Origin of the sequence: Sulfitobacter sp. 1A15299 (genome assembly GCF_043556915.1) — a bacterium.
GTDB lineage: Bacteria > Pseudomonadota > Alphaproteobacteria > Rhodobacterales > Rhodobacteraceae > Sulfitobacter.
The window spans coordinates 1-25,735 of the sequence record NZ_JBIFFJ010000031.1; the positions used below are offsets into that span (position 1 = coordinate 1).

The following is a 25,735-nucleotide window of genomic DNA, read 5'->3' on the forward strand; positions in this document are numbered from 1 at the left end:
GACCAGGTTGACGACGAAGAGCTGCTTGAGCTCGTCGAGATGGAAATCCGCGAACTGCTGTCCTCCTACGACTACCCGGGCGACGACATCCCCGTCGTGCCCGGCTCCGCTCTGGCGGCGATGGAAGGCCGTGACGAGAACATCGGCGAGAACGCGATCCGCAAGTTGATGGAAGAAGTTGACGCCTATATCCCGACACCTGAGCGTGCCGTGGACCAGCCCTTCCTGATGCCCGTCGAAGACGTCTTCTCGATCTCCGGTCGTGGTACCGTTGTGACCGGGCGTGTCGAGCGTGGCGTGATCAACGTGGGCGACGAAATCGAAATCGTCGGCATCCGCGACACCAAGAAAACCACCTGCACCGGCGTGGAAATGTTCCGCAAGCTGCTGGACCGTGGTGAAGCAGGCGACAACATCGGCGCCCTGCTGCGCGGCGTTGAGCGTGACGGCGTTGAGCGTGGTCAGGTTCTCTGCAAGCCCGGCTCCGTGACACCGCACACCAAGTTCGAAGCCGAGGCCTATATCCTCACCAAAGAGGAAGGTGGCCGTCACACGCCGTTCTTCGCGAACTACCGTCCGCAGTTCTACTTCCGTACAACTGACGTGACCGGCACCGTTCAGCTGGCAGAAGGCACCGAGATGGTCATGCCGGGCGACAACGTGTCCTTCGGCGTTGAGCTGATCGCACCGATCGCCATGGAAAACGGCCTGCGTTTCGCGATCCGCGAAGGTGGCCGGACTGTCGGCGCGGGCGTCGTTTCCAAAATCACCGATTGATCTTTGGATCGGGCCCGGTGGGCGGCAGTCGCTCCGCAGGAGCGATGAAACCCCACCCCCCGGCCTGATCGGGGACCACGGTTCGGATATTTGGAAGGCCGCGGTGTTTGCCGCGGCCTTTCGCGTTGGCAGGAGAGGGGGCTGCGGAGTGCGCCTGATACGGAGGGGACGGCGCGTTTTCCGGTTGTGATTGAACGCGGACGGGGGGCGCGGTCACGCCGGGGCGGCGTGACTTTGCGCACTGGTTCTAAAAACACGGGGGTTTTTAGAACCCTCTTGCCACTTGCTGTGATTCCCCCTATAGGACGCCCATCGAACCGGGGTGCGTTAGACGCGCCCCGTTTGATTTATGACCAAGGCGCGAAGAGGGGGCCGGATGAGCCTGCTTCCTCCAATCCGTTAGAATCCCAAAACAAGGGATATGCATATGGCCGTTCAAAGCCAGAACATCCGCATTCGCCTGAAGGCGTTTGACTACCGGGTGCTCGATGCCTCCACTCAGGAAATCGTCAGCACTGCCAAGCGCACAGGCGCTTCGGTTCGCGGTCCCATTCCGCTGCCGAACAAGATCGAGAAATTCACCGTTCTGCGTGGCCCCCACGTTGACAAGAAATCCCGTGACCAGTTTGAAATCCGCACGCATAAGCGTCTGCTGGATATCATCGATCCGACCCCCCAGACCGTGGACGCGCTGATGAAGCTCGACCTCGCCGCTGGCGTGGACGTCGAGATCAAGCTGCAATCGTAAAGCCGGGAGGGTAATCATATGTTGCGCTCAGGCGTTATTGCAAAAAAAGTCGGCATGACCCGGCTGTTCATGGAAGACGGCAAGCAGATCCCTGTGACCGTTCTTCAGTTGGACAAGCTTCAGGTTGTCGCACAGCGCACCGCAGACCGTGACGGCTACACCGCCGTTCAGCTCGGTGCCGGTTCGGCGAAAGCCAAACGTACAAGCCAAGCCATGCGTGGTCACTTCGCCGCGGCGAAAGTGGAACCCAAGCGCAAGCTGGCCGAGTTCCGCGTCGACGCGGACGCGATGATCAACGTCGGCGAGGAAATCACCGCTGACCATTACTTTGCCGGTCAGTATGTCGACGTTGCGGGCACTTCCATCGGTAAAGGTTTTGCCGGTGCGATGAAGCGCCACAACTTCGGCGGTCTGCGCGCCTCGCACGGTGTGTCGATCTCCCACCGTTCGCACGGCTCCACAGGCCAGTGTCAGGATCCCGGCAAGGTTTTCAAAGGCAAGAAAATGGCCGGTCACATGGGTGCTGCCCGTGTCACCACGCAGAACCTCGAAGTCGTCAAGACCGACAGCGCGCGTGGTCTGATCATGGTCAAAGGCGCCGTTCCCGGCTCCAAAGGTGGTTGGGTTACCGTCAAGGATGCGGTCAAAAAGCCGTTCCCCGAAGACGCGATTCTGCCCGCCGCTCTGAAATCCGCCGCTGAAGAAGCCGCGAAAGCAGCCGAAGAGGCCGCCGCCGCCGCCGCCGCAGAGGCAGAAGCCGAAGCCAAGCGTTTGGCCGAAGAGCAAGCCGCACAGGAAGCCGAAGCGCTGAAAGCCGCAGAAGCCGAAATCGCAGCTGAAGGTTCGGATGCCGACAATTCCGATGCCGACGCTGACAAGAAAGAAGGTGACGCATGAAACTCGATGTCATCAAACTCGACGGTGGCAAAGCCGGGTCCGTAGACCTGGACGAAGCCCTGTTCGGCCTGGAGCCGCGTGCCGACATCCTGCACCGCGTCGTGCGCTGGCAGCGTAACAACGCGCAGCAGGGGACGCACAAGGTCAAGACCCGGTCCGAGACCAGCTACTCGACCAAGAAGATCTATCGCCAGAAGGGCACCGGCGGCGCACGCCACGGTGACCGCAACGCGCCGATCTTCCGCAAGGGTGGTATCTACAAGGGTCCGACCCCGCGCAGCCACGGCCATGAGCTGACCAAAAAGTTCCGCAAGCTGGGCCTGCGCCACGCGCTGTCCGCCAAAGCGAAAGCCGGTTCGCTGGTCATCATCGACGAGGCGACCTCCGAGGGCAAAACCGCCGCTCTGGCCAAGCAGGTCTCGAACCTGGGCTGGAAACGCGCGCTGGTCATCGATGGCGCTTCGGTCAACGAGAACTTCGCACAGGCCGCGCGCAACATCGATGGGTTGGACATCCTGCCGTCGATGGGCGCAAACGTCTATGACATCCTCAAGCGTGACACTCTGGTGATCACCAAAGCGGGGATCGAAGCATTGGAGGCACGCCTGAAATGAGCGCCAAGCATCAACACTACGACGTGATCCGCAAGCCGATCATCACCGAGAAGGCCACCATGGCGTCCGAACAGAACGCCGTTGTCTTCGAAGTCGCGATCGACAGCAACAAGCCGATGATCAAAGAGGCCGTCGAGGCGCTCTTCAACGTCAAGGTGAAGGCCGTGAACACGACCATCACCAAAGGCAAGGTCAAGCGTTTCCGGGGCCAGATGGGCCGCCGTAAGGACGTGAAAAAGGCCTATGTGACGCTCGAAGAGGGCAACACGATCGACGTCTCCACCGGGCTCTGATTGCCGGTTAGACATTTGGGAAAGGCCTCCGCATTGCGGGGGCCTTTTTCGTTTTGTGAAGGTGCGTGGTGTCTGGGTGCCGCTTTGGCCCGGAGCCAAGCCGCAGGCGCCGGGCCATCGCCTGCCCGCCCGGACGGGTAGGCGATTTGGTGAGGCTAGGTGCGACCTCGCGAACGCACATCACGGCTGAGAGATAAAGTGGCACATGCCAACGCCTGATCGCCGACCCGCGGGCAGGCGATGACCCTTCGTGCGAGTCCACTCGAAGTCCGTGGTACACCGCAGGGGCCGGCCCATCACCTTCCCGCCCGTCACGCCGAAGGCGTGTCAGATTTATTTGGTCGCACCTTTGGTGCAACCGGGTAGGCGATTTTGTAAGGTTGGGCGCAACCTCGTGAGCGCATATCATGCCTGAGCCATGAAGTGGCGCCGATGTCCGCAGCATCGCCGACCCGCGGGCAGGCGCTGGCCTTCTGACCATGAATGCGACCCCGGCCATGGACTAGCAGCAGGCTCAACCCTCCCCCACTTCCGGCCATTTCCAGCCCAAATGCCGCGACGTAACGGCAAAGGGTGACGCGGGCGTTGCTTGCCGCGCGCATTCCTCTACAAGACCTCGAAAAACGACAAAAAGCAGGTCCATGTCTCACGAAAAATCTACTCCCGGCGCGTCTGCGGACGTGTCGAACGCGCGCGACTGGGTGCGCGTGCTGGCCCGTTACCGCGAGCCGAGCACCTGGCGCAGCAGTTTTGAACTGGCAATCACCCTCGGCCCCTTCATCCTCCTTTGGGCGCTGGCTTGGTGGGCGCTCTCGGTCAGCGGCTGGTTGACGCTGGCGATCTCGCTGGTGAACGCGGGCTTCCTGCTGCGCCTTTTCGCGATCCAACACGACTGCGGCCATGCGGCCTTTTTCAGCAGCCGCCGCACCAGTGACTGGGTGGGGCGTGTGCTGGGGGTGCTGACGTTGACGCCCTATGACGTATGGCGCCGGACCCACTCGATTCACCACTCCTCGGCCGGGAACCTTGGCCGTCGTGGCATTGGCGATATCCACACGCTCACGGTTGCGGAGTATCGCGCGCTTGGGCTGTTCGGGCGGCTGCATTACCGCCTGTACCGGAACCCGATCGTGCTTTTTGGCCTTGGGCCGACCTATCTGTTCTTCGTGCAGAACCGCGTGCCGCTGGGGCTGATGGCGCAGACCCGCTATTGGCTGAGCGCGATGGGCACCAATCTGACGATCCTCGCGGCCCTTGCGGTGATCTTCTACTTCGGGGGGATCATGCCCATTGTGCTGATCTTCGTGCCTAGCACCCTTCTGGCGGCCACGGCGGGCATGTGGCTGTTCTATGTGCAGCACCAGTTCGAGACGACCCATTGGGAAGAGAGCGACGCTTGGGACCTGCATGATGCGGCGTTTCGCGGCTCCTCGCATTACATTCTGCCACGTCCCTTGCAGTGGCTGAGCGCCAATATCGGCATTCACCATGTGCACCACCTCTATAGCCGCATTCCGTTCTATCGCTTGCCGGAGGTGCTGCGCGATCATGTCGCCTTGGCCGAGGGGAACCGGATGACCATCCGCGAAAGCCTCGCCAATGCGCGGCTGCACCTGTGGGATGAGAAAAGCAAGCGCCTGTTGTCCTTCGCGCAGGCGCGCCGGGTCGCCTGACATCGCTGGATTTGATGATGTTCATGGCCCCCGCTTCGGCGGGGGTCTTTGCATTAGGAAGGGTGCCATTACCTGAAGACACAATCCCCTTGTTCCCCGCTCAATCATGCGGCGACCCCCAGGAAAGTTCCGAAAAAAAGCCTTCAATTTTCTCGGAACAGAGCGAAAAGCTGCCGGTTGTCTCCCCGTGGAAGACGGGGTGCTGCGCACCTCACTGATCGTAAATGAAGACGGGAGAGACCTGATGATCTATACCAAAACATTCATGGCTGGCGTATCCGCTGTTGCCCTTTTCGCGGCCGCTCCGGTTCTGGCGCAGGATGCGACTGAAAAGGTCGAAGAGACCATCGAACGCAATGCCGAAGCCGAAGCCCAGATGGAAGCCGAAGCCGAGGTCGAAGGTGCTGAAGCCGAGGTCGAAGGTGGCGCAGCCGCGACCGCAAATGTCGCGGGCGGCCAAGTGGTCGTCGAACAGGAAGACGCCGAAGTTGACGTGACCGTTCCCGAACCCGACGTGAACGTCTCGCAAGACGCCCCCGTGGTGACGGTGGAGCAGGGCCAGCCCGAGGTGAATGTGGCCGTCCCCGAGCCGACCGTGCGCGTGCAGCAGCAAGCGCCGATCATCACAGTTGAGCAGGCACAGCCGCAGGTTACCGTGCGCATCCCCGAGCCGGTTGTGACTGTGCAGGTGCCGAAACCGCAGGTCGACGTGGAAACCGGTGAACCGATCGTCGATCTGGAGCAGCCCGAACCCGTCGTGAAATTCGTGCGCCCCGAGCCAAAGGTCACCATCGAAGAAGCGGAGCCCCGCGTGACCGTTGAGCAGGCCGAGGCCAACGTGAATGTCGCCGAGTCCGAGGAAGCCGAAGTCGACGTCGAGCAGAAAGAAGCCGACGTGAACGTGCAGCAGGGTGAAGACGCGAATGTCGTGGTCGAAGAGGCCGAAGCACCGCAGGTTAACGTTGAAGGTGCCGAAGGTGCCGAGATCGACGTCGATCAAGAGCAAGCGCGTGTCTTGATGGAAGACTTCAACGCCGACGCGCAGGGCAACATGTCCGACGATGACCGCGCGCGCTATCAGGAAGACGTGCAGCGTCTGCCGATCTTCAACCTGACCGCCGAAGAACTGACGGGCCGCAGCGTTGCCACCGAGACCGGTGAAGACGTTGGCGAAATCGACTTCATCGGCGTCCGTGGCGATACCGTAGTGGCGATCATCGGCGTCGGTGGTTTCCTCGGTATGGGCGAGAACGAAGTTGCCATCCCGGTTGAGAAGCTGATCATGCGTGAAGACGAAGTCATCGTTCCCGGTGTGACCGAAGAGCGTTTGGAAAGCATGCCGGAATTCAACGAAGCCGAAGTTGAAATCCTCGACCCCGGTATGCGTCTGGCCGAGAGCATTGGCCTTGACTAATACCCGGTTTGGGTAACCGCTGAACTAGTAGAAGAAGGCGCTTCGGCGCCTTCTTTTCTTTTGTGCGGGGCAGGGGGAGGATTTTCGCTCTGCCCACTGGACGGGCAGTTGCGAACCTGTTAGGTCGCCACATCGGCTCAGACCCCGGATTCGTCCGGGGTTTGGCTATTTGAACGATCCCGGTGGTTGGGATGCCTGCCTCGCAAGAGATTTAAACCCACCCACCACTCCCACAGGGGACCTTCGGGGCCCTATAACCAACGCGCTTTCACCTCGGTGCGAGCGTGCCTAGCAAACGGAAGACAGAGAACATGGCACTCAAGTCGTACAAACCGACGACGCCAGGCCAGCGTGGACTGGTACTGATCGACCGTTCGGAGCTGTGGAAAGGCCGCCCGGTCAAAGCCCTTACTCAGGGTCTGACCAAATCCGGTGGCCGGAACAACACCGGACGAATCACAATGCGTCGTACAGGTGGTGGTGCAAAGCGCCTCTACCGTATCGTTGATTTCAAGCGGAACAAGCTGGACATGTCCGCTGTTGTCGCGCGGATCGAATATGACCCCAACCGTACCGCCTTCATCGCACTGATCCAGTACGAAGACGGCGAGCAGGCCTACATTCTGGCCCCGCAGCGTTTGGCCATCGGCGACAAGATCATCGCCGGCGCCAAAGTGGACATCAAGCCTGGCAACGCGATGCCTTTCTCGGGCATGCCGATCGGTACGATCGTCCACAACATCGAGATGAAGCCCGGCAAGGGCGGTCAGATCGCCCGTGCCGCCGGCACCTACGCCCAGTTCGTGGGTCGTGACGGTGGCTACGCTCAGATCCGTCTGAGCTCCGGCGAGCTGCGTCTCGTGCGTCAGGAATGCATGGCCACCGTCGGTGCCGTCAGCAACCCCGACAACTCCAACCAGAACTACGGTAAAGCGGGCCGCATGCGCCACAAGGGCATCCGTCCCTCTGTGCGTGGTGTGGTGATGAACCCGATCGACCACCCGCACGGCGGTGGTGAAGGCCGGACTTCTGGTGGTCGTCACCCGGTTACTCCTTGGGGTAAGCCGACGAAGGGTGCCAAGACCCGCAACAAGAACAAAGCGTCCAGCAAGCTTATCATCCGCTCGCGTCACGCCAAGAAGAAGGGGCGTTAATCAATGGCTCGTTCAGTATGGAAAGGTCCTTTTGTCGACTCTTATGTCCTCAAAAAGGCAGAGGCTTCCCGTGAGGGCGGTCGTAACGAAGTGATCAAGATCTGGTCGCGCCGCAGCACGATTCTGCCCCAGTTCGTGGGTCTGACGTTCGGCGTCTACAACGGTCACAAGCACATTCCTGTCAACGTCAGCGAAGACATGATCGGTCAGAAGTTCGGTGAATACTCCCCGACTCGGACCTACTACGGTCATGCCGCCGACAAAAAAGCGAAGCGGAAATAAGCCATGAGCAAGGATAAGAATCCCCGCCGCGTGGCAGACAACGAAGCAATGGCAAAACTGCGCATGCTTCGCACCAGCCCGCAGAAACTGAACCTGGTTGCTGCCCTCATCCGTGGCAAGTCCGTGGATAAGGCGCTGACCGACCTGACCTTCTCCAAGAAGCGGGTCGCGCAGGACGTGAAGAAATGCCTTCAGTCCGCCATCGCCAACGCGGAAAACAACCACAACCTGGACGTCGATGAGCTGATCGTGGCCGAGGCCTATGTCGGCAAGAACCTGACCATGAAGCGCGGTCGCCCGCGTGCACGTGGCCGGTTCGGCAAGATCATCAAGCCGTTTGCCGAGATCACGATCAAAGTGCGTCAAGTTGAGGAGCAAGCCTGATGGGTAACAAAGTCAATCCGATCGGTATGCGCCTTCAGGTGAACCGCACCTGGGACAGCCGCTGGTACGCCGACACCAAGGATTACGGTGATCTTCTGCTCGAAGACCTCGCGATCCGCGACTTCATCAAGAAAGAGTGCCACCAGGCCGGTGTTGCCCGTGTGATCATCGAACGTCCGCACAAGAAGTGCCGCGTCACGATCCACACAGCCCGCCCCGGCGTCATCATCGGCAAGAAAGGCGCGGACATCGAAACGCTGCGCCAGAAAATCGCCAAGATGACCAACTCCGAACTGCACCTCAACATCGTTGAGGTCCGCAAGCCTGAGCTGGACGCACATCTGGTTGGTGAGAGCATTGCACAGCAGCTGGAACGCCGGGTGTCTTTCCGCCGCGCCATGAAACGTGCCGTGCAGAACGCCATGCGCATGGGCGCACTGGGTATCCGCGTGAACCTCGCGGGTCGTCTCGGTGGGGCCGAGATCGCGCGTACCGAATGGTACCGCGAAGGTCGCGTGCCGCTGCACACATTGCGTGCCGACATCGATTACGCGCATGTCGAGGCGTCCACCGCCTACGGCATCATCGGGATCAAGACCTGGATCTTCAAAGGCGAGATCATGGAACACGACCCCGCTGCGCGTGACCGCAAGGCACAGGAACTCCAAGACGGCCCAGCACCTCGCGGTGCCGGCGGTCGTCGCTAAGGGGGAATGAGAAATGCTTCAACCAAAGCGTACTAAATTCCGCAAGCAGTTCAAAGGCTCGATCAAGGGTCTGGCGAAGGGCGGGTCTGACCTGAACTTCGGCACCTACGGCCTGAAGGCGCTGCAGCCGGAGCGGGTTACAGCCCGTCAAATCGAAGCGGCACGCCGCGCCATGACGCGTCACATGAAGCGTCAGGGCCGTGTCTGGATCCGCATCTTCCCGGACGTTCCGGTGACCTCCAAGCCCGTCGAAGTTCGTATGGGTAAAGGTAAGGGCTCCGTCGACTTCTGGGCCGCCAAGGTCAAGCCGGGCCGTATCATGTTCGAGATCGACGGTGTCGGCGAGGACGTGGCGCGCGAAGCCCTGCGTCTGGCAGCCATGAAGCTGCCGATCAAGACTCGGGTCGTGGTCCGCGAGGACTGGTAAGCCCGCAGCCCCGCAAGGGGTGGCAGAAAGAAAAGACCCCTGTCGAGCGATCGGCGGGGGTTTTGCTTTGGCGGGGCAGGGGAAAGACGCGCAAGCGCCGGCTGGCGCAAATCTCGCCGGTCCGTGCCACCCGGCCCGGAAACAACCCGTAGGCGGCGGGCCGTCGCCTGCCCGCCCGTCACGCCAGAGGCGTGCCGTCATATGTTGGGCGCACCTTCGGTGCGACCGGGTAGGCGATTTGGTGAGGCTGGGTGCGACTTCGAGAACGCACATCTTGGCTGCGCCATAAAGTGGCACGAGGCACCGTGGGATCGCCCACCCGCGGGCAGGCGCTGGCCCTCAGCTCTCCCAGGCGTAGTTGAAGCTCACCGACACCCGATCGTCCTCGATCATGTTCATCGGCACTTCGTGGCGCAGCCAGCTTTCCCACAGCAGCACGTCGCCCGCTTCGGGGGCCACATAGATGAAGGGCCGCAGCTCCTCGCGCGCGTCCTTCACCCGGCCGGGGGCGGCCATCATCATCGGCAGGCGCGGGTCCTCGAAACGGATCGCGCTGGCGCCCTCGGGCATGGTCACATAGGTCGTCCCCGAGACCACCGAATGCGGGTGGATATGCGAGGTGTGGATGCCGCCCTCGGGCAGGATGTTCAGCCACAGCGAGTCCAGCACCAGCTTGCGGTCGCCGAGATCGAACTGCAGATCCTCCGCAAAGGCCGCGACATGGGCATCCAGCACCTTCTTCAGATCCGCAAAGATCGGAAAGCGGTAGGGCAGGTCGTCGAGCGAGGCATAGGAGGTGTAGCCGGCATAGCCATTGGCCTCGCACCAGTCCTGCCCGGCCTCGTCATCCTCGGCGATCGAGAAACACGAGGCGGTCAGCTCGTCGATGTCGATGAGCTTGCCCTTCTCGGAGAGGGCGGCGTGATAGAGGCGGGTGGCGAAGAGCGATTTGATGTTTGACATGGGCCCTGATTACCGGGCTGAAGTTCGATTGGCGAGCCAAATATCCCTTAGTGCCTGCCGCAGGCACGGGCCGCGCCTGACCTCCCCCCCCCCCCCCGGGAAGGCGCCTTGAACCGTTCCGGCGGACATAGGGGTTGCGGGCCTCTCAGCCGCGGGGCAAACTGTGAAGACAGATGCGCCTACCCAAGGTCAGGCGCGGCCCTTAGCGCATTGCGCGCATGAATCCGGATAAGGGGTTGCGTTATGGCGGCACCCCGCGTATTGGCACCTTTCATCATGAACTCCACCAGAATCATGGTCACCCTGACAGGGGCCTACTGGTGATGTTGAAAGGAAGAGGCCGTGAAAGCCAGCGAACTGCACGACAAGACGCCGGACCAGCTCCGCGACGAACTTGTGAACCTGAAAAAAGAATCCTTCAACCTGCGCTTCCAGCAGGCCACCGGCCAGCTGGAGAACTCCGCACGTCTGAAGACTGTTAAGCGTGACGTGGCCCGTGTCCACACCGTGCTGAACCAGAAAGCCGCTGCTGCGGCAGCCGAATAATAGGAGCCTGAAACATGCCCAAGCGTATCCTTACAGGCACCGTGACATCGGACGCCAACGCACAAACAGTTTCCGTTTCCGTAGAGCGCCGCTTTACGCATCCGGTTCTGAAAAAGACCATCCGTAAGTCCAAGAAATACCGGGCTCACGATGAGAACAACACGTTCAAGGTGGGCGACACTGTGCGCATCATCGAATGTGCCCCCAAGTCGAAAACCAAACGTTGGGAAGTTCTGACTTCGGACAAAGCCGAGGCCTGAGCCCCTTAAACGAAACCCTGGGATGAGGGCCGCATCGCCCCCCAGAAGGTCGGGAGAAACCAAATGATCCAGATGCAGACCAACCTGGATGTTGCTGACAACAGCGGCGCGCGCCGTGTTCAGTGCATCAAGGTCCTGGGTGGTTCCAAGCGTAAATACGCGTCCGTCGGCGACATCATCGTCGTCTCGGTCAAGGAAGCCATCCCGCGTGGTCGTGTGAAAAAGGGCGACGTCCGCAAGGCCGTTGTCGTTCGCACCGCCAAAGAAGTTCGTCGTGAAGATGGCACCGCCATCCGCTTCGACCGCAACGCCGCTGTTATCCTGAATAACAACAACGAACCCGTCGGTACCCGTATCTTCGGGCCGGTCGTTCGTGAGCTGCGCGCGAAGAACTTCATGAAAATCATCTCGCTCGCTCCGGAGGTGCTGTAATCATGGCTGCTAAACTTCGCAAAGGTGACAAGGTCATCGTCCTGTCCGGCAAGGACAAAGGCAAGACGGGCACCATCTCGTCCGTTGACCCCAAGTCGAACAAGGCCATCGTTGACGGCGTGAAAATCGCCATCCGCGCCACGCGCCAGACACAGACATCTCAAGGCGGCCGCATCCCCAAGGCGATGCCGATCGACCTGAGCAACCTCGCACTGGTGGATGCCAATGGCAAAGCCACCCGCGTGGGTTTCAAAATCGAAGGCGACAAGAAAGTGCGCTTTGCCAAGACCACGGGGGACGTGATCGATGCTTGATACCGCAACCTACACACCCCGCCTTCAGGCCGAATACCGCGAGAAGATCCGCGCCGCCCTGAAAGAGGAATTCGGCTACAAGAACGACATGATGATCCCCAAGCTGGACAAGATCGTTCTGAACATCGGCTGCGGTGCCGAAGCCGTGCGCGACAGCAAGAAAGCCAAATCGGCTCAGGAAGACCTGACCGCGATTGCAGGCCAGAAGGCTCTGACAACCGTGGCCAAGAAATCCATCGCTGGTTTCCGCGTGCGTGAGGACATGCCTTTGGGTGCGAAAGTGACCCTGCGTGGCGAGCGTATGTATGAATTCCTCGATCGTCTGATCACGATCGCAATGCCCCGTATCCGCGACTTCCGCGGCATCTCGGGCAAAAGCTTCGACGGCCGTGGCAACTACGCCATGGGCTTGAAAGAGCATATCGTGTTCCCCGAAATCGACTTCGACAAAGTTGACGAGACTTGGGGTATGGACATCGTGATCGCCACCACGGCGAAAACCGACGCTGAAGCAAAGGCGCTGTTGAAAGCATTCAACATGCCCTTCAATTCATAAGCGCGGGAAGGATTAGAAATGGCTAAGAAATCCATGATTGAGCGCGAGAAGAAGCGCGAAGCACTGGTTAAAAAGTACGCTGACAAGCGCGCGGCTCTGAAAGAGATCGTGAGCGATGAAAGCAAACCGATGGAAGAGCGTTTCCGCGCTTCCCTGAAGCTGGCGAAACTGCCGCGCAACAGCTCTGCTGTGCGTCTGCACAACCGTTGCCAGCTGACGGGCCGCCCGCACGCCTACTATCGTAAACTGAAAATTTCTCGGATCGCGCTGCGGGACCTTGGCTCTTCCGGCCAGATTCCCGGCATGGTCAAGTCGAGCTGGTAAGGAGCGCATCAGATGAACGATCCTATCGCAGATATGCTGACACGCATCCGTAACTCTTCGCTGCGCGGCAAATCCACTGTCATGACACCGGCCTCCAAGCTGCGTGCATGGGTTCTGGACGTGCTGGCCGACGAAGGCTACATCCGCGGCTATGAAAAAGTCACGGGCGCCGATGGCCACCCCGCCATCGAGATCAGCCTCAAGTACTACGAAGGCGAACCTGTTATTCGCGAGCTGAAGCGGGTTTCCAAGCCCGGTCGCCGCGTCTACATGGCCGTCAATGACATTCCCGTCGTCCGTCAGGGCCTCGGCGTGTCGATTGTCTCCACCTCCAAAGGTGTGATGTCGGACGCATCTGCACGCTCTGCCAATGTTGGCGGCGAAGTGCTCTGCACCGTATTCTAAGGAGAAGACAATGTCTCGTATCGGTAAGAAACCAGTCGCTATGCCGTCGGGTGTCTCGGCAGAGGTGAGCGGTCAGACCATCGAAGTGAAGGGCCCCAAGGGCAGCCGCAGCTTCCGTGCCACTGACGACGTGACCCTCGCGGTCGAAGACAACGCCATCACTGTGACACCGCGCGGCAAGTCCAAGCGCGCCCGTCAACAGTGGGGCATGTCCCGCACCATGATCGAAAACCTGGTGACCGGCGTCACCACGGGCTTCAAGAAAGAGCTTGAAATCCAGGGTGTTGGTTATCGTGCGGCCATGAATGGCAACACGCTGAAACTGAACCTCGGCCTCAGCCACGATGTCGACTATGTTGCGCCCGAGGGCGTGACCGTGACGGCACCCAAGCAGACCGAAATCGTTGTGGAAGGCATCGACGAACAGCTCGTTGGTCAGGTTGCCGCGAACATCCGCGCATGGCGCAAGCCCGAGCCCTATAAGGGCAAAGGCATCCGCTATAAGGGCGAGTTCATCTTCCGCAAAGAAGGCAAGAAGAAGTAAGGAACGGATTGATGGCAAATACCAAACGACAGCTGTTCCTGAAGCGCCGCATGCGCGTTCGGAACAAACTCCGCAAAGTCAACGCCGGGCGTCTTCGCCTGTCGGTACACCGTTCGTCCAAGAACATCTCGGCCCAGCTGATCGACGATGTGAACGGCGTGACACTTGCCTCCGCCTCCTCCATGGAGAAGGATCTGGGCGTGGTTGGCAAAAACAACATCGAAGCAGCGACCAAAGTCGGTGCCGCGATTGCCGAACGTGCCAAGAAAGCCGGCGTCGAAGAAGCATACTTCGACCGGGGCGGCTTCCTCTTCCACGGCAAGGTCAAGGCTCTGGCCGAAGCCGCGCGTGAAGGCGGTTTGAAGATCTGATGGTGCGGTGCGTGGGCAACCACGCACCCGCTTTCATACGAAGGCTATGCCCGGTGCATAGCCTTCCTGCGAAGAGGGCCGGGAAGGCCCTCTCGATGATCCGGGGGCCATGGGCTCACCAGGATTGATCCTAAGGGCCGGTAAGGCCACAGAAAAAGGAAGATGCCAGATGGCAAGAGATGACAACCGTGGGGGCAACCGCCGCAACCAACGCGACGAGACCCCGGAATTCGCTGACCGTCTGGTCGCGATCAACCGCGTGTCCAAGACCGTTAAGGGTGGTAAGCGTTTCGGTTTCGCCGCACTCGTGGTCGTGGGCGATCAGAAAGGCCGCGTCGGCTTTGGCAAGGGTAAAGCGAAGGAAGTGCCTGAGGCCATCCGCAAGGCGACCGAGCAGGCCAAGCGTCAGATGATCCGCGTGCAACTGCGCGAAGGCCGTACCCTGCACCACGATATGCATGGTCGCCACGGCGCAGGCCGCGTCATCATGCGCACAGCACCTGAAGGTACCGGTATCATCGCCGGTGGTCCGATGCGTGCCGTGTTCGAGATGCTGGGCGTGAAAGACGTTGTGTCCAAATCGGTCGGTTCGCAGAACCCCTACAACATGATCCGCGCCACTCTGGACGGTCTGAAGAAAGAGCAATCGCCCCGTTCCGTCGCGCAGCGCCGCGGCAAGAAAGTGGCTGACATTCTGCCCAAGCGTGAAGACAACGTCGAGTCCTCCGCTCAAGTGGCTGAGGAGGCATAAGCATGGCCAAGACACTCGTAATCAAGCAGGTCGGCTCGCCGATCCGCCGCCCCGCCAAACAGCGCGCAACGCTGGTCGGCCTCGGCCTGAACAAGATGGGTCGTACCCGTGAGCTGGAAGATACACCTTCCGTCCGCGGCATGATCAACAAGGTCTCGCATATGGTCGAGATCGTTGAAGAGAAAGGCTGAACCTAGGGTTCAGCGGTAGGGTGGGGGACCACGCTACGAAAGCGCCTCGCAGGGAACTGCGGGGCGTTTTGCGTTGCGGGATTTGCGGGTTTGGCAGGCGAATGCTGAGGCGCGCTTGGTGCGCGTTCGGTCCGCTTACTGAAGAACTCGTGAGGTCGATTCCTTCGCCCACTCTGTTTTCAACACTTGTTAATATTTCGTTAACATTTACCGTTGAATGGCCTCACGCATTTTTTCGGGGCGTAAACGGATAGGATTAACGATGAAACCCTTTGCTATACTCGCCCTTATATTTGTGGCGGCTGGTGGGCCGTCCTTCGCGTCGGTTCAGATGCCAACCAGCCAACTAGGTACCCCCGACGGCCCCGCCCATGGGGGCGGATGTAGGAAATCCTCACCGCCGGGGCGATGTTGCCATGCCGGATCAAAGCCATATCATTGCCACTAGCCGGTGGGATCAGGTCGACAGGGGTGGGGCGCTGGAGGTAGTCGCCACGCCCCCCTTGTCACGCCCCCCGCCATCCCCTATACGCCCCCGGTGGCCCGTGTTGGGTCGCAATGGAATCGCAACGCCGCGTTTGGCCACTCCCGTCGCTGGGGGCCATTTCCGGCATAAGGAGAAGCGACATGAAACTGCACGAACTTTCCGACAACGAAGGCGCAGCCAAGAAGCGTATGCGCGTTGGCCGTGGTCCCGGCTCTGGCAAGGGTAAAATGGGTGGCCGTGGTATCAAGGGTCAGAAATCCCGCTCGGGTGTGAGCATCAATGGCTACGAAGGCGGCCAGATGCCCATCTACCAGCGTCTGCCCAAGCGTGGCTTCAACAAGCCGAACCGCAAATCCTTCGCTGTCGTCAACCTGGGCCTGATCCAGAAGTTCATCGACGCCAAGAAGCTCGACGCGGGCAACACCATCGACGCCGCGGCGCTGGTGGCCTCCGGTCTGGTCCGTCGTGAGCTGGACGGTATCCGCGTTCTGGCCAAGGGTGACATCACCTCCAAGATCGACCTGAACGTCGCTGGCGCTTCCAAGTCCGCCATCGAGGCGGTCGAGAAGGCAGGCGGCAAGGTGACCGTGACCGCCCCCAAGGCGGCCGAGGCATCCGAGTAAAGCGGCCTTAAGGCTTGTGAGCGGCGCGCCAGCCGCTTACATAACCTCAAGTTTTCCCGAACGCCGCCCGCCGGAAAACGGCCCGGGCGGCGTTTTCGCAACAAAAGAAGAGACCCCTCATGGTATCTGCCGTCGAAAACATGGCCGCGAACACGAGCTGGTCCGCATTGGGCAAGGCAACAGACCTGCGCAACCGGATTCTGTTCACGCTCGGGCTGCTTATCGTTTACCGCCTTGGCACCTTCATTCCGGTTCCCGGCATCGACGGTGGCGCGCTGCGTGACTTCATGGAGAGCGCAGGCCAAGGCATCGGCGGCATGGTGTCGATGTTCACCGGCGGCGCGCTTGGCCGGATGGGTATCTTCGCTCTGGGCATCATGCCCTATATCTCGGCCTCGATCATCGTTCAGCTGCTGACCTCCATGGTTCCGGCGCTGGAGCAGTTGAAGAAAGAGGGCGAGCAGGGGCGCAAGAAGATCAACCAGTACACCCGCTACGGCACCGTGGCACTGGCGACGCTGCAGTCCTACGGCCTTGCCGTCAGCCTTCAGGCCGGTGACATCGTGGCCGATGGCCAGATGGGTTTCAGCTTCATCGCGGCCTGTATGATTACCCTTGTCGGCGGCACCATGTTCCTGATGTGGCTGGGTGAGCAGATCACCGCACGCGGCATCGGCAATGGCATCTCGCTGATCATCTTTGTCGGCATCATCGCCGAAGTTCCCGCCGCCATCGCGCAGTTCTTTGCCTCGGGCCGATCGGGCGCGATCAGCCCCGCCGTGATCGTGGGCGTGCTGGTCATGGTGATCGCGACAATCATGTTCGTGGTCTTCATGGAGCGCGCCCTGCGCAAGATACACATTCAATACCCCCGCCGTCAGGTCGGGATGAAGATGTATGACGGCGGCTCCAGCCACCTGCCGATCAAGGTGAACCCGGCGGGCGTGATCCCGGCGATCTTCGCCTCCTCGCTGCTGCTGTTGCCGGTCACCGTCAGCACCTTCTCGGGCAATTCCACCAGCCCGGTGATGTCTTGGCTCTTGGCGAACTTCGGCCCCGGTCAGCCGCTCTACCTGCTGTTCTTCGTGGGCATGATCGTCTTCTTCGCCTATTTCTACACTTTCAACGTCAGCTTCAAACCCGATGACGTGGCCGACAACCTGAAGAACCAGAACGGCTTTGTCCCCGGCATCCGCCCCGGCAAGCGCACTGCTGAGTATCTGGAGTATGTGGTCAACCGCATCCTCGTGCTCGGCTCGGCCTATCTGGCGGCGGTCTGTGTTCTGCCCGAGATTCTGCGCGGCCAGTTCGCGATCCCGTTCTACTTCGGCGGCACCTCGGTGCTGATCGTGGTCTCGGTCACCATGGACACGATCCAACAGGTTCAGAGCCATCTGCTGGCGCATCAGTATGAAGGTCTGCTCGAGAAGTCTCAGCTGCGCGGCAAGGGCGCGGGCAAAGGCAAAGGTACACGCAAGAAACGGAGCCCCGTACGTCGATGAATATTATCCTACTCGGGCCTCCGGGCGCAGGCAAAGGCACCCAAGCACGTCATCTGGTCGAGACCCGCAACATGGTTCAGCTGTCCACCGGCGACATGCTGCGTGAAGCCAAGGACAGCGGCACAGAGATGGGCAAGATTGTGGCCGACGTGATGGACCGCGGCGCGCTTGTCACCGATGAGATCGTCATCGGCCTGATCCGGGAGAAGCTGACCGACAAGGCCGAGCATGGCGGCTTTATTTTCGACGGCTTCCCCCGCACGCTGGCGCAAGCCGATGCGTTGGCGGATCTGATGGCGCAAGAGGGCCAGATCCTCGATGCCGTGATCGAGATGAAGGTCGATGATGAGGCGCTGGTCGCCCGCATCACCGCGCGGTCCACCTGCGCAAGCTGCGGCGAGGTCTATAACGACCTGACCAAACCGATCCCCGAAGATGGCAAATGCACCAACTGTGGCGGGACCGAGTTCAAGCGCCGCGCCGACGACAACGAGGAAAGCCTCAAGACCCGTTTGATGGCTTATTACAAGCAGACCTCCCCGCTGATCGGCTACTACTATGCCAAAGACATGCTCAGCGGCGTCAACGGTCTGGGAAAGATCGACGAAGTGCGCGGCGCGATCGCGCAGGTTCTCGACAAGTGATTTCCCGGCAGCGCGGGGCAGGGGGTGCTTTCCTTTGCCTTCGCGCTGCCGATCGGCACACAGTTCTGCGCGGGCCTTGACGCCCTCAGAAAAACCTCATAGTCACCCCTATCTCGTAAGAGAATCAAATTGCGGCAAGGGTTCCGCCCAACCCCGCAAGATCACCTGATCAGCCTTAGCCCGATGGCCCTATGCCTCGGGCTTGTGTTGTGAAAAAAGGGTCTGGAATCACGGACCCGCAACGAAAAGGAATAGCTAACGTGGCACGTATTGCCGGCGTAAACATCCCGACTGCAAAGCGGGTTCCCATCGCCCTCACCTATATCACCGGTATTGGCAGCTCCTCCGCCAAGGCCATCTGCGAAGCTGTCGGCATCGACGAGACCCGCCGGGTCAACGAACTGTCCGACGCCGAAGTTCTGGCCGTGCGTGAGCACATCGACGCCAACTACACCGTCGAAGGCGACCTGCGTCGTGACACGCAGATGAACATCAAGCGCCTGATGGACCTCGGCTGCTACCGTGGCCTGCGCCACCGTCGCAACCTGCCGGTTCGCGGCCAGCGCACCCATACCAACGCACGCACACGCAAAGGCCCCGCGAAGGCCATTGCTGGCAAGAAGAAATAAGGGAGGGTCCGATCAATGGCACGCGATAAGACACGCACCAAGCGTAAGGTCTCCAAGAACATCGCCGCAGGCGTGGCGCATGTGAACTCGAGCTTCAACAACACCAAGATCCTGATCTCGGACGTGCAGGGCAACGCGATCTCCTGGTCGTCCGCTGGCACCATGGGCTTCAAGGGTTCGCGTAAGTCGACCCCCTATGCTGCCCAGATGGCCGCCGAAGACGCGGGCCGCAAGGCACAGGATCACGGCGTCAAGACGCTGGAAGTCGAAGTGCAGGGCCCCGGTTCGGGCCGCGAGAGCGCGCTGCGCGCCCTGGCTGCCGCCGGTTTCAACATCACCTCGATCCGTGATGTGACCCCGATGGCCCACAACGGCTGCCGCCCCCCGAAGCGCCGCCGCGTTTAAGCCGGGATTGTTTGACATGGGGTCGCGCCTGGCGTGCGGCCCCATACCGCTTTTCAGAAACCTCGAGCGTTTGTGTCATTTGGACATGAGGCACAAACAAGGATGGAGGGACGCATGATCCACAAGAATTGGGCTGAATTGATCAAGCCGCAACAGCTTGACGTCAAGCCGGGCAACGACCCCGCACGTCAGGCGACCGTCATGGCCGAACCGCTGGAGCGGGGCTTCGGTCTGACCCTCGGCAACGCGCTGCGCCGTGTGCTGATGTCCTCGCTGCAGGGCGCGGCAATCACCTCCGTGCAGATCGACAACGTGCTGCATGAGTTCTCCTCCGTCGCCGGTGTGCGCGAAGACGTGACCGACATCATCCTGAACCTCAAGGGCGTCAGCCTGCGCATGGAAGTCGAAGGGCCGAAGCGCCTGTCGATCTCCGCCAAGGGTCCGGGCGTCGTCACCGCCGGTGACATCTCCGAATCCGCCGGCATCGAGATTCTGAACCGCGAGCATGTGATCTGCCACCTCGACGATGGTGCGGATGTTTACATGGAACTGACCGTCAACACCGGCAAGGGCTATGTCTCCGCCGACAAGAACAAGCCGGAAGACGCGCCCATCGGCCTGATCCCGATCGACGCGATCTATTCGCCGGTCAAAAAGGTCTCCTACGACGTGCAGCCCACCCGTGAGGGTCAAGTGCTGGACTATGACAAGCTGACCATGAAGGTCGAGACAGACGGTTCCATCACGCCGGACGACGCCGTGGCCTTCGCCGCGCGCATCTTGCAGGACCAGCTCGGCATCTTCGTGAACTTCGACGAGCCGGAAAGCGCCTCGCGCCAGGACGACGACGACGGTCTGGAGTTCAACCCGCTGCTGCTGAAGAAGGTCGACGAGCTGGAGCTCTCGGTGCGTTCGGCAAACTGCCTGAAGAACGACAACATCGTCTACATCGGCGATCTGATCCAGAAGACCGAAGCCGAGATGCTGCGCACCCCGAACTTCGGCCGCAAGTCGCTGAACGAGATCAAGGAAGTGCTCTCGGGCATGGGCCTGCACCTCGGGATGGATGTCGAGGACTGGCCGCCAGAGAACATCGAAGACCTCGCCAAGAAGTTCGAGGATTCGTTCTAAGATACGGGCGCCGGAAACTTTCAAAGTCTCCGGCACCGATTTCTTTCAAAGAAATCGGCGCAACCGTGAAGACCGGGCGTAAGCCCCAAGGAGAGCCCGTGACACGCATCGCGGGCCAGACAAAGCAAAACCGCCCGTAGAGGGCATCACGATTGGAGTAAGACAATGCGTCACGCACGTGGATACCGCCGCCTGAACCGTACACATGAACACCGCAAGGCGCTGTTCTCGAACATGGCAGGCTCGCTCATCGAGCATGAGCAGATCAAGACCACCTTGCCGAAAGCCAAGGAACTGAAGCCGATCATCGAAAAGATGATCACGCTCGCCAAGCGCGGCGACCTGCACGCCCGCCGTCAGGCCGCAAGCAAGCTGAAGGAAGACCAGTATGTCGCCAAGCTGTTCGACGTTCTGGGCCCGCGCTACAAGGACCGTCAGGGCGGCTACGTCCGCGTCCTGAAAGCCGGCTTCCGCTATGGTGACATGGCGCCGATGGCGATCATCGAATTCGTCGACCGCGACCGCGACGCCAAGGGTGCCGCCGACAAGGCGCGCCTGGCCGAGGAGGACGCGGCGGAATAAGATTTCCGCCATGGTTATTCGGAAAGCCCCGCCCCTCGGCGGGGTTTTTCTTTTGCCGGGCAGGGGCGTTAGTTCGCAGTTGCACCGGCCCCGCTCCCTGCGCATATCTGGGGGCATGAGAGCCCTTGCCCTGATCCTCATGCTGCTGGCCGCGCCGCTGATGGCGCAGCAGGTGCCCAGCTCTGCCGCGCAGATGCAGCTGAGCTTCGTGCCGCTGGTGAAACAGGCCGCCCCCGCGGTGGTGAACATCTACGCCCGCACCATCACCGAATCCCGGCGCACGCCGTTGCAGGCCGATCCCTTCTTCGAACGTTTCTTTCGCGATCCCTTTTCCGAGCGGCCCCGGGTGCAGAATTCGCTCGGCTCCGGCGTGATCCTGTCCGCCGACGGGATCGTCGTGTCGAACTACCATGTCGTCGGCACCGCCACCGACATTCGCGTGGTGCTGAACGACCGGCGCGAATACAGCGCCCGCGTGCTTCTGGGCGACGCCGAGAGCGATCTGGCGATCCTCAAGCTCGACGGGGCCGAGGATCTGCCCTTCCTCGAACTGCGCGACAGCGACGCGGTGGAAGTGGGGGAGCTGACGCTCGCCATCGGCAACCCCTTCGGTGTGGGCCAGACCGTGTCGAGCGGGATCGTCTCCGGGCTGGCGCGCTCGGGCGCGGCAGGCGGCGGCGGGCAGGGCTATTTCATTCAGACCGACGCGCCGATCAACCCGGGCAACTCCGGCGGCGCGCTCATTGACATGTCCGGGCGGCTCATCGGCGTGAACACCTCGATCCTCACCCGCTCGGGGGGAAGCAACGGCATCGGCTTCGCCATCCCTGCCGATCTGGTCGCGGCCTTCGTCGCACAGGCCCGCGCGGGCGAGAGCGCTTTCCAGCGCCCTTGGGCGGGGCTTTCGGGCCAGCCGGTGGATGCCGAGATGGCGGGGCCATTGGGGCTGGACCGTCCGGGTGGCATCATCGTCTCGGGTCTGCATGCGGCGAGCCCCTTTCACGGCGCGGGGCTGAAGGTCGGCGACGTGATCGTCAGCGTCGACGGTGAGCCGGTGAACACGCCCGCGGAGATGATCTACCGCATGTCGGTCGCGGGGCTCGGCCATTCCGCCCGCGTGGGCGTCATGCGCGCCGGTGACCTGATGGTGGTGACCGTCGCCCTGATCGCCGCGCCCGACGTGCCGGACCGGGCCGAGGTCACCTTGGGCGCCCGCAGCCTGCTGCCGGGGCTTAGGGCCGCGCGGATCAACCCGGCGGTCATTGCCGAGATGAACCTGCCCTTGGAAAGCGCGGGCGTCGTGGTGCTTGATACGGGGCGCTTCGGCCCGCGCGTGGGGCTCCGGAACGGTGACGTGATCCTCGCGGTCAACGGCGTGGCGGTGGAGGACACGGCCGCCTTGGTGGCGCTGCTCTCGGGGCAGGTGCGGCGCATCCAGATGGTGATACAACGGGGCGACCGGCGCATGGCGCTGCAGTTCAGGGGGTAGCGTGGCGGATCTGTTCGGAGATACAGACGAGGCGGAAGAGGGCGGCCACCGTCCCTTGGCCGACCGGCTGCGGCCGAAGTCATTGGCCGAGGTGATCGGGCAGGAGCAGGTGCTCGGCCCCGATGCGCCGCTTTCGGTGATGCTGGACGCCGGGGCGCTGTCCTCGCTGATCTTCTGGGGGCCGCCGGGCGTCGGCAAGACCACCATCGCGCGGCTTCTGGCCAACGAGACCGACCTGCATTTCGTGCAGATCAGCGCGATCTTCTCGGGCGTGCCGGAACTGCGCAAGGTGTTCGAGGCCGCCAAGATGCGCCGCAGGCAGGGGCAGGGGACGCTGCTCTTCGTCGACGAGATACACCGTTTCAACAAGGCGCAGCAAGACGGCTTTCTGCCACATATGGAGGATGGCACCATCCTTCTTGTCGGCGCCACCACGGAAAACCCGAGCTTCGAGCTTAACGCCGCCGTGTTGAGCCGTGCGCAGGTGCTGGTACTCGAACGCCTGCCGCATGACGATCTGGAGCGTCTGGCGCAACGGGCCGAGCGCGAATTGGGCAAGCCCCTGCCGCTGCAACCTGACGCGCGCGAGGCGCTGCTGGAGATGGCCGATGGCGACGGGCGCGCGCTGCTCAATCTGATCGAACAGGTCACCGCGTGGAAGGACGACGCGCCGCTCGACAAGGTGGGGCTGTCGAAACGCCTGATGCGCCGCGCGGCGCAATACGACAAATCAGGCGATTCGCATTACAACCTGATTTCATATTTAACCCTACACTTCGCGGCCTGAAATCTACCCAGCTTAGCTCAACGAGAACAAAAGTGGAAAATGGGTAGATTTTTACTTCAGAATGTATTATGCATGTATGACGTTATTTTATACCCATTCCCAGGCGATCAATATTAGGAGCAGCATGCGCGGATTTGAGGTTGTCACCTGCAAAGTTGAACACCACGGCATGGTGAGAACCGTCAAGATGATCCGAGATGCCGATACGCTTGAACCTTTTTTTCCGGCATCTATATGGCTTATAAACGAATACCACCGCCAGATTCGGGGGTATAATCAATTGGCTCACCGGGTAGCCAATTTCTTGAGTTTTGCTAAAAGCAAAGGGATAGCGCCGCTCGAAGTCGATAAATTTCTCCTCGAGGCATACTGCGACAAGTATCTTTTTCAAGAAAAACATTTAGACGCGTCCACTATCGGGCAATATCATGGGTCGATCGCTACCTTTTATAAGGCAATGGAGCATCTTGGATTTGTTGAGGATGCTGTAGAAGTAACAGAATACAATAATAGTAGTCTTCAAGAGAGCATCGATTTAGTCGCCGGCACTAAGAATTCACTTGATCCGTTTGGCCTCTACGCAAAATACCTAACCTATGAAGACTTTAAGACTCTTTCTGGCTATGTTGCCAGGAAAAGCGCGAAGCTGAGAAAGCGCGATGAGCTGATACTCCGCGTCGCATACGAGACTGGTTGCCGCGCGGCCGAAATTGTCGATCCCGACAACTTCAGTATCCGGAGGATCACGAACGAGCTGAAGAAAGCAGAAAGAAGTCGTAAGACCGAGTTTCTATACTCGATTATCGGAAAGGGGCGAGGCGTCGGCAAGGTTCGGCAAATTGCGTTCCCGACGGCTCTGGCGAAGGATATCTTGCGTTATATTCAGACCTTCAAGGTCCCCGGTGATATTGCGTTTGGCTCGGCCCAGAATACAAAGCTGAGCAGTTCGTATCCATCAAAAATATACAAGGCATGCAAGGATGCCGTATTATTGCATGGAAACGCTAATACGCCCAATCTCGAATTTTGGATCAGACATCGTCAAACACGGACATTCCATGGCCTAAGGCACACCTACGCGACTAATCTTGCAAACAAGCTTCGTGCGCTAAACGAGAGCTATGAACAACTCAGAGAACGATTAGGGCACGAAAGCTTCGAAACGACGAAGGTATACGTCAATTTCGAAATACTGCGGAATGGAAGCCCCGAAGATCAGAATGCTGCGATAGTAGATCCAACCCAGAATTTCGGCACCGAGTGCTACAGCGAATTCTCTGAGGAACTTGCATGACCGAACAGTCTGAATTTGAGGAATCCCACGTAACCCGTGATGCTCATGCCGATGAAGCCAGCGACTATGCCGCAGAATACCGCAGTAATATTCGAACTTTGCCGGGAAATCTAAAGGGGACGGCGAGGTTTGGAGTGAATCACGCGGGTTTGATGCAAGAGGTCGAAATCCCTCTCGAGTTGCAAAGCCATCGATATATCGGACCGATGGTTGCAGCTATAAATTCTCCAGATTCGGGCATCACAACTTCTCGTGTCTGGAAATATAAAAGAACGTTCGAGTTGATATTGAAGGTTGGGGCGCGCGGAGTTGAGCCGGACTGGAGGTATTTCGGGAGATCGCTACTGAAGTGCTTGAAGTCAGAGTCAATTTCCGAACATGGCATCAACGAAAATATGGAAAACGCAAAGAGGCTGTTCAAAAAGGCTGCCGAAGCGAGCGACGACGTTAAGGTGAAGCGCGAAATCAGGGCAATAGTTGGCGGGAGGGGCGCAAAAGGTCCCAAAAGCGGCTATTGGCCAAAATTGACGGCGGTGAAAAGTAAGCCAACCAGATCCCTCGAAGATATATTCGGCAACAATCTGAAATACACGAATGAGCAATATATTGACCTCCTTATTGACTATGCCTCCGCGTTTATCCGGGCATGGTCAGATATTAGGAGGCGACTTCGGGACAATCATCCAGAACTACATGACAAAATCTATAAAGCTGTGACGCGGATCGGCGCAGATAATATCAAGAAGATCGAGAAAAAGCGAACTCACTCCCCAAGAATCCGTGGGTGTAGGGATGAGTGGTTCGAGTTGGCAAGTCTTAACATCGAGATCCTCGTCGCATTGGATGATCCATTTCTCAATATGATCGCGATGGCACAATGGCGGAATACGGCGCACTTTGAACGATTTGCCGCCGAGGTAGATTTGGCGGTCAATGGAGCGGCGGGCTTCGCTGATCAGCTTTTGAATCGAAGGGTGGCGTTTTCGAGAACCCAATGTTCCATTGGGAACGCGAGGTCGCAGTGGGCCATTTGGAAAGACGGGAAGAAGGTTGTTTCCCTAGGCTCAGGACTCATAGCCAGTAGATGACAGTGGCGGCGAGAGCGATGGCTGAGAGGAAGACCTTTGGGCATCGG

34 protein-coding genes and 1 pseudogene are annotated in these 25,735 nt (G+C 60.1%); 34 read left to right on the forward strand and 1 reads right to left on the reverse strand.

Going from position 1 to position 25,735, the window contains the following annotated elements; all coding sequences use genetic code 11:
- From ACGYK7_RS16635 to rplP, 12 genes are all read left to right on the forward strand, one after another.
- A partial coding sequence (locus ACGYK7_RS16635; RefSeq protein WP_394403584.1) for an elongation factor Tu occupies positions 1 to 777 on the forward strand: 777 nt, incomplete at its 5' end.
- A gap of 427 nt (positions 778 to 1,204) precedes the next feature.
- Positions 1,205 to 1,525 (forward strand): 30S ribosomal protein S10, encoded by a 321-nt coding sequence (gene rpsJ, locus ACGYK7_RS16640; RefSeq protein ID WP_067267998.1) that lies wholly within the window; start codon positions 1,205 to 1,207, stop codon positions 1,523 to 1,525.
- An 18-nt stretch (positions 1,526 to 1,543) separates the two neighbouring features.
- Positions 1,544 to 2,422: a 50S ribosomal protein L3 gene (gene rplC / locus ACGYK7_RS16645; RefSeq protein ID WP_394403585.1), complete on the forward strand. Its 879-nt coding sequence runs from the start codon at positions 1,544 to 1,546 to the stop codon at positions 2,420 to 2,422.
- A complete protein-coding gene (rplD, locus tag ACGYK7_RS16650; RefSeq protein WP_067267960.1) occupies positions 2,419 to 3,036 on the forward strand; it encodes a 50S ribosomal protein L4 in 618 nt (205 codons plus the stop codon). Before rplC ends, rplD begins: the two co-directional genes overlap by 4 nt.
- Positions 3,033 to 3,329, forward strand: coding sequence for a 50S ribosomal protein L23 (locus tag ACGYK7_RS16655; protein ID WP_394403586.1), 297 nt, complete (start codon positions 3,033 to 3,035; stop codon positions 3,327 to 3,329). The genes rplD and ACGYK7_RS16655 overlap by 4 nt, the downstream gene beginning before the upstream one ends.
- A 641-nt stretch (positions 3,330 to 3,970) precedes the next feature.
- The gene (locus ACGYK7_RS16660; protein WP_394403587.1) at positions 3,971 to 5,002 is read left to right on the forward strand and encodes a fatty acid desaturase; all 1,032 of its coding nucleotides are present in this window, start codon (positions 3,971 to 3,973) and stop codon (positions 5,000 to 5,002) included.
- A gap of 244 nt (positions 5,003 to 5,246) precedes the next feature.
- Positions 5,247 to 6,416, forward strand: a complete 1,170-nt coding sequence (locus ACGYK7_RS16665; RefSeq protein WP_394403588.1) for a PRC-barrel domain-containing protein — start codon at positions 5,247 to 5,249, stop codon at positions 6,414 to 6,416.
- Positions 6,417 to 6,727: 311 nt separating this feature from the next.
- Positions 6,728 to 7,570: a 50S ribosomal protein L2 gene (gene rplB / locus ACGYK7_RS16670; RefSeq protein WP_067267965.1), complete on the forward strand. Its 843-nt coding sequence runs from the start codon at positions 6,728 to 6,730 to the stop codon at positions 7,568 to 7,570.
- A gap of 3 nt (positions 7,571 to 7,573) precedes the next feature.
- On the forward strand, positions 7,574 to 7,852 hold the full coding sequence (rpsS, locus tag ACGYK7_RS16675; RefSeq protein ID WP_007118838.1) for a 30S ribosomal protein S19: 279 nt from the start codon (positions 7,574 to 7,576) through the stop codon (positions 7,850 to 7,852).
- Positions 7,853 to 7,855: 3 nt separating this feature from the next.
- Positions 7,856 to 8,236, forward strand: a complete 381-nt coding sequence (gene rplV, locus ACGYK7_RS16680) for a 50S ribosomal protein L22 (RefSeq protein WP_067267968.1) — start codon at positions 7,856 to 7,858, stop codon at positions 8,234 to 8,236.
- Positions 8,236 to 8,943 carry a 30S ribosomal protein S3 gene (gene rpsC / locus ACGYK7_RS16685; protein WP_067267970.1) on the forward strand — a complete coding sequence of 236 codons (708 nt, stop codon included), beginning with the start codon at positions 8,236 to 8,238 and terminating at the stop codon, positions 8,941 to 8,943. Before rplV ends, rpsC begins: the two co-directional genes overlap by 1 nt.
- A gap of 13 nt (positions 8,944 to 8,956) precedes the next feature.
- Positions 8,957 to 9,370: a 50S ribosomal protein L16 gene (gene rplP, locus ACGYK7_RS16690; RefSeq protein ID WP_007118841.1), complete on the forward strand. Its 414-nt coding sequence runs from the start codon at positions 8,957 to 8,959 to the stop codon at positions 9,368 to 9,370.
- 339 nt (positions 9,371 to 9,709) lie between these two features.
- Here rplP and ACGYK7_RS16695 read toward each other — a convergent pair whose 3' ends face one another.
- Positions 9,710 to 10,333 carry a TIGR02466 family protein gene (locus tag ACGYK7_RS16695; protein WP_394403589.1) on the reverse strand — a complete coding sequence of 208 codons (624 nt, stop codon included), beginning with the start codon at positions 10,331 to 10,333 and terminating at the stop codon, positions 9,710 to 9,712.
- A 342-nt stretch (positions 10,334 to 10,675) separates the two neighbouring features.
- Between ACGYK7_RS16695 and rpmC the strand changes: the two genes are divergently transcribed.
- From rpmC to ACGYK7_RS16805, 22 genes and pseudogenes are all read left to right on the forward strand, one after another.
- On the forward strand, positions 10,676 to 10,879 hold the full coding sequence (rpmC, locus tag ACGYK7_RS16700; protein WP_209218384.1) for a 50S ribosomal protein L29: 204 nt from the start codon (positions 10,676 to 10,678) through the stop codon (positions 10,877 to 10,879).
- 14 nt (positions 10,880 to 10,893) lie between these two features.
- On the forward strand, positions 10,894 to 11,139 hold the full coding sequence (gene rpsQ / locus ACGYK7_RS16705; RefSeq protein WP_067267977.1) for a 30S ribosomal protein S17: 246 nt from the start codon (positions 10,894 to 10,896) through the stop codon (positions 11,137 to 11,139).
- A gap of 63 nt (positions 11,140 to 11,202) precedes the next feature.
- Entirely contained in the window at positions 11,203 to 11,571 is a 369-nt protein-coding gene (gene rplN / locus ACGYK7_RS16710; protein WP_005621870.1) for a 50S ribosomal protein L14, read from the forward strand.
- 2 nt (positions 11,572 to 11,573) lie between these two features.
- The gene (rplX, locus tag ACGYK7_RS16715; RefSeq protein WP_067267981.1) at positions 11,574 to 11,885 is read left to right on the forward strand and encodes a 50S ribosomal protein L24; all 312 of its coding nucleotides are present in this window, start codon (positions 11,574 to 11,576) and stop codon (positions 11,883 to 11,885) included.
- Positions 11,878 to 12,441, forward strand: coding sequence for a 50S ribosomal protein L5 (gene rplE, locus ACGYK7_RS16720; RefSeq protein ID WP_394403590.1), 564 nt, complete (start codon positions 11,878 to 11,880; stop codon positions 12,439 to 12,441). The genes rplX and rplE overlap by 8 nt, the downstream gene beginning before the upstream one ends.
- A gap of 18 nt (positions 12,442 to 12,459) precedes the next feature.
- Entirely contained in the window at positions 12,460 to 12,765 is a 306-nt protein-coding gene (rpsN, locus tag ACGYK7_RS16725; protein WP_136720403.1) for a 30S ribosomal protein S14, read from the forward strand.
- Positions 12,766 to 12,777: 12 nt separating this feature from the next.
- Entirely contained in the window at positions 12,778 to 13,170 is a 393-nt protein-coding gene (rpsH, locus tag ACGYK7_RS16730; protein ID WP_067267987.1) for a 30S ribosomal protein S8, read from the forward strand.
- Between the two features lie 10 nt (positions 13,171 to 13,180).
- Positions 13,181 to 13,714 (forward strand): 50S ribosomal protein L6, encoded by a 534-nt coding sequence (gene rplF, locus ACGYK7_RS16735; protein WP_394403591.1) that lies wholly within the window; start codon positions 13,181 to 13,183, stop codon positions 13,712 to 13,714.
- 11 nt (positions 13,715 to 13,725) lie between these two features.
- The gene (gene rplR, locus ACGYK7_RS16740) at positions 13,726 to 14,085 is read left to right on the forward strand and encodes a 50S ribosomal protein L18 (RefSeq protein WP_067267990.1); all 360 of its coding nucleotides are present in this window, start codon (positions 13,726 to 13,728) and stop codon (positions 14,083 to 14,085) included.
- A 169-nt stretch (positions 14,086 to 14,254) separates the two neighbouring features.
- Positions 14,255 to 14,836, forward strand: coding sequence for a 30S ribosomal protein S5 (gene rpsE, locus ACGYK7_RS16745; RefSeq protein ID WP_067267992.1), 582 nt, complete (start codon positions 14,255 to 14,257; stop codon positions 14,834 to 14,836).
- Between the two features lie 2 nt (positions 14,837 to 14,838).
- Positions 14,839 to 15,027: a 50S ribosomal protein L30 gene (gene rpmD, locus ACGYK7_RS16750; RefSeq protein ID WP_067267994.1), complete on the forward strand. Its 189-nt coding sequence runs from the start codon at positions 14,839 to 14,841 to the stop codon at positions 15,025 to 15,027.
- 627 nt (positions 15,028 to 15,654) lie between these two features.
- Positions 15,655 to 16,137 carry a 50S ribosomal protein L15 gene (gene rplO, locus ACGYK7_RS16755; protein WP_067263142.1) on the forward strand — a complete coding sequence of 161 codons (483 nt, stop codon included), beginning with the start codon at positions 15,655 to 15,657 and terminating at the stop codon, positions 16,135 to 16,137.
- A 119-nt stretch (positions 16,138 to 16,256) separates the two neighbouring features.
- Entirely contained in the window at positions 16,257 to 17,639 is a 1,383-nt protein-coding gene (gene secY, locus ACGYK7_RS16760; protein WP_394403592.1) for a preprotein translocase subunit SecY, read from the forward strand.
- Positions 17,636 to 18,283 (forward strand): adenylate kinase, encoded by a 648-nt coding sequence (locus ACGYK7_RS16765; RefSeq protein ID WP_394403593.1) that lies wholly within the window; start codon positions 17,636 to 17,638, stop codon positions 18,281 to 18,283. The genes secY and ACGYK7_RS16765 overlap by 4 nt, the downstream gene beginning before the upstream one ends.
- 260 nt (positions 18,284 to 18,543) lie before the next feature.
- On the forward strand, positions 18,544 to 18,912 hold the full coding sequence (gene rpsM / locus ACGYK7_RS16770; protein WP_067263150.1) for a 30S ribosomal protein S13: 369 nt from the start codon (positions 18,544 to 18,546) through the stop codon (positions 18,910 to 18,912).
- Positions 18,913 to 18,927: 15 nt separating this feature from the next.
- Positions 18,928 to 19,317, forward strand: coding sequence for a 30S ribosomal protein S11 (gene rpsK / locus ACGYK7_RS16775; protein WP_067263152.1), 390 nt, complete (start codon positions 18,928 to 18,930; stop codon positions 19,315 to 19,317).
- Between the two features lie 114 nt (positions 19,318 to 19,431).
- A complete protein-coding gene (locus ACGYK7_RS16780; RefSeq protein ID WP_007118862.1) occupies positions 19,432 to 20,448 on the forward strand; it encodes a DNA-directed RNA polymerase subunit alpha in 1,017 nt (338 codons plus the stop codon).
- Between the two features lie 165 nt (positions 20,449 to 20,613).
- Positions 20,614 to 21,030, forward strand: a complete 417-nt coding sequence (rplQ, locus tag ACGYK7_RS16785) for a 50S ribosomal protein L17 (protein ID WP_271688296.1) — start codon at positions 20,614 to 20,616, stop codon at positions 21,028 to 21,030.
- Between the two features lie 115 nt (positions 21,031 to 21,145).
- Positions 21,146 to 22,519 carry a trypsin-like peptidase domain-containing protein gene (locus ACGYK7_RS16790; protein WP_394403594.1) on the forward strand — a complete coding sequence of 458 codons (1,374 nt, stop codon included), beginning with the start codon at positions 21,146 to 21,148 and terminating at the stop codon, positions 22,517 to 22,519.
- 1 nt (position 22,520) lies between these two features.
- Positions 22,521 to 23,285 (forward strand): annotated as a pseudogene (locus ACGYK7_RS16795) (AAA family ATPase); the annotation flags it as partial.
- A 145-nt stretch (positions 23,286 to 23,430) separates the two neighbouring features.
- Positions 23,431 to 24,600, forward strand: a complete 1,170-nt coding sequence (locus ACGYK7_RS16800) for a tyrosine-type recombinase/integrase (protein ID WP_394403595.1) — start codon at positions 23,431 to 23,433, stop codon at positions 24,598 to 24,600.
- On the forward strand, positions 24,597 to 25,688 hold the full coding sequence (locus tag ACGYK7_RS16805; protein ID WP_394403596.1) for a hypothetical protein: 1,092 nt from the start codon (positions 24,597 to 24,599) through the stop codon (positions 25,686 to 25,688). Before ACGYK7_RS16800 ends, ACGYK7_RS16805 begins: the two co-directional genes overlap by 4 nt.
- The last annotated feature ends 47 nt before the right edge of the window (positions 25,689 to 25,735 follow it).

Bases quoted from the DNA above. Each gene is read 5' to 3' on its own strand.
- rpsJ (WP_067267998.1), top strand. From the start codon at position 1,205: ATGGCCGTTCAAAGCCAGAACATCCGCATTCGCCTGAAGGCGTTTGAC.
- rplC (WP_394403585.1), top strand. From the start codon at position 1,544: ATGTTGCGCTCAGGCGTTATTGCAAAAAAAGTCGGCATGACCCGGCTG.
- rplD (WP_067267960.1), top strand. From the start codon at position 2,419: ATGAAACTCGATGTCATCAAACTCGACGGTGGCAAAGCCGGGTCCGTA.
- ACGYK7_RS16655 (WP_394403586.1), top strand. From the start codon at position 3,033: ATGAGCGCCAAGCATCAACACTACGACGTGATCCGCAAGCCGATCATC.
- ACGYK7_RS16660 (WP_394403587.1), top strand. From the start codon at position 3,971: ATGTCTCACGAAAAATCTACTCCCGGCGCGTCTGCGGACGTGTCGAAC.
- ACGYK7_RS16665 (WP_394403588.1), top strand. From the start codon at position 5,247: ATGATCTATACCAAAACATTCATGGCTGGCGTATCCGCTGTTGCCCTT.
- rplB (WP_067267965.1), top strand. From the start codon at position 6,728: ATGGCACTCAAGTCGTACAAACCGACGACGCCAGGCCAGCGTGGACTG.
- rpsS (WP_007118838.1), top strand. From the start codon at position 7,574: ATGGCTCGTTCAGTATGGAAAGGTCCTTTTGTCGACTCTTATGTCCTC.
- rplV (WP_067267968.1), top strand. From the start codon at position 7,856: ATGAGCAAGGATAAGAATCCCCGCCGCGTGGCAGACAACGAAGCAATG.
- rpsC (WP_067267970.1), top strand. From the start codon at position 8,236: ATGGGTAACAAAGTCAATCCGATCGGTATGCGCCTTCAGGTGAACCGC.
- rplP (WP_007118841.1), top strand. From the start codon at position 8,957: ATGCTTCAACCAAAGCGTACTAAATTCCGCAAGCAGTTCAAAGGCTCG.
- ACGYK7_RS16695 (WP_394403589.1), bottom strand. From the start codon at position 10,333: ATGTCAAACATCAAATCGCTCTTCGCCACCCGCCTCTATCACGCCGCC.
- rpsQ (WP_067267977.1), top strand. From the start codon at position 10,894: ATGCCCAAGCGTATCCTTACAGGCACCGTGACATCGGACGCCAACGCA.
- rplN (WP_005621870.1), top strand. From the start codon at position 11,203: ATGATCCAGATGCAGACCAACCTGGATGTTGCTGACAACAGCGGCGCG.
- rplX (WP_067267981.1), top strand. From the start codon at position 11,574: ATGGCTGCTAAACTTCGCAAAGGTGACAAGGTCATCGTCCTGTCCGGC.
- rplE (WP_394403590.1), top strand. From the start codon at position 11,878: ATGCTTGATACCGCAACCTACACACCCCGCCTTCAGGCCGAATACCGC.
- rpsN (WP_136720403.1), top strand. From the start codon at position 12,460: ATGGCTAAGAAATCCATGATTGAGCGCGAGAAGAAGCGCGAAGCACTG.
- rpsH (WP_067267987.1), top strand. From the start codon at position 12,778: ATGAACGATCCTATCGCAGATATGCTGACACGCATCCGTAACTCTTCG.
- rplF (WP_394403591.1), top strand. From the start codon at position 13,181: ATGTCTCGTATCGGTAAGAAACCAGTCGCTATGCCGTCGGGTGTCTCG.
- rplR (WP_067267990.1), top strand. From the start codon at position 13,726: ATGGCAAATACCAAACGACAGCTGTTCCTGAAGCGCCGCATGCGCGTT.
- rpsE (WP_067267992.1), top strand. From the start codon at position 14,255: ATGGCAAGAGATGACAACCGTGGGGGCAACCGCCGCAACCAACGCGAC.
- rpmD (WP_067267994.1), top strand. From the start codon at position 14,839: ATGGCCAAGACACTCGTAATCAAGCAGGTCGGCTCGCCGATCCGCCGC.
- rplO (WP_067263142.1), top strand. From the start codon at position 15,655: ATGAAACTGCACGAACTTTCCGACAACGAAGGCGCAGCCAAGAAGCGT.
- secY (WP_394403592.1), top strand. From the start codon at position 16,257: ATGGTATCTGCCGTCGAAAACATGGCCGCGAACACGAGCTGGTCCGCA.
- ACGYK7_RS16765 (WP_394403593.1), top strand. From the start codon at position 17,636: ATGAATATTATCCTACTCGGGCCTCCGGGCGCAGGCAAAGGCACCCAA.
- rpsK (WP_067263152.1), top strand. From the start codon at position 18,928: ATGGCACGCGATAAGACACGCACCAAGCGTAAGGTCTCCAAGAACATC.
- ACGYK7_RS16780 (WP_007118862.1), top strand. From the start codon at position 19,432: ATGATCCACAAGAATTGGGCTGAATTGATCAAGCCGCAACAGCTTGAC.
- rplQ (WP_271688296.1), top strand. From the start codon at position 20,614: ATGCGTCACGCACGTGGATACCGCCGCCTGAACCGTACACATGAACAC.
- ACGYK7_RS16790 (WP_394403594.1), top strand. From the start codon at position 21,146: ATGAGAGCCCTTGCCCTGATCCTCATGCTGCTGGCCGCGCCGCTGATG.
- ACGYK7_RS16800 (WP_394403595.1), top strand. From the start codon at position 23,431: ATGCGCGGATTTGAGGTTGTCACCTGCAAAGTTGAACACCACGGCATG.
- ACGYK7_RS16805 (WP_394403596.1), top strand. From the start codon at position 24,597: ATGACCGAACAGTCTGAATTTGAGGAATCCCACGTAACCCGTGATGCT.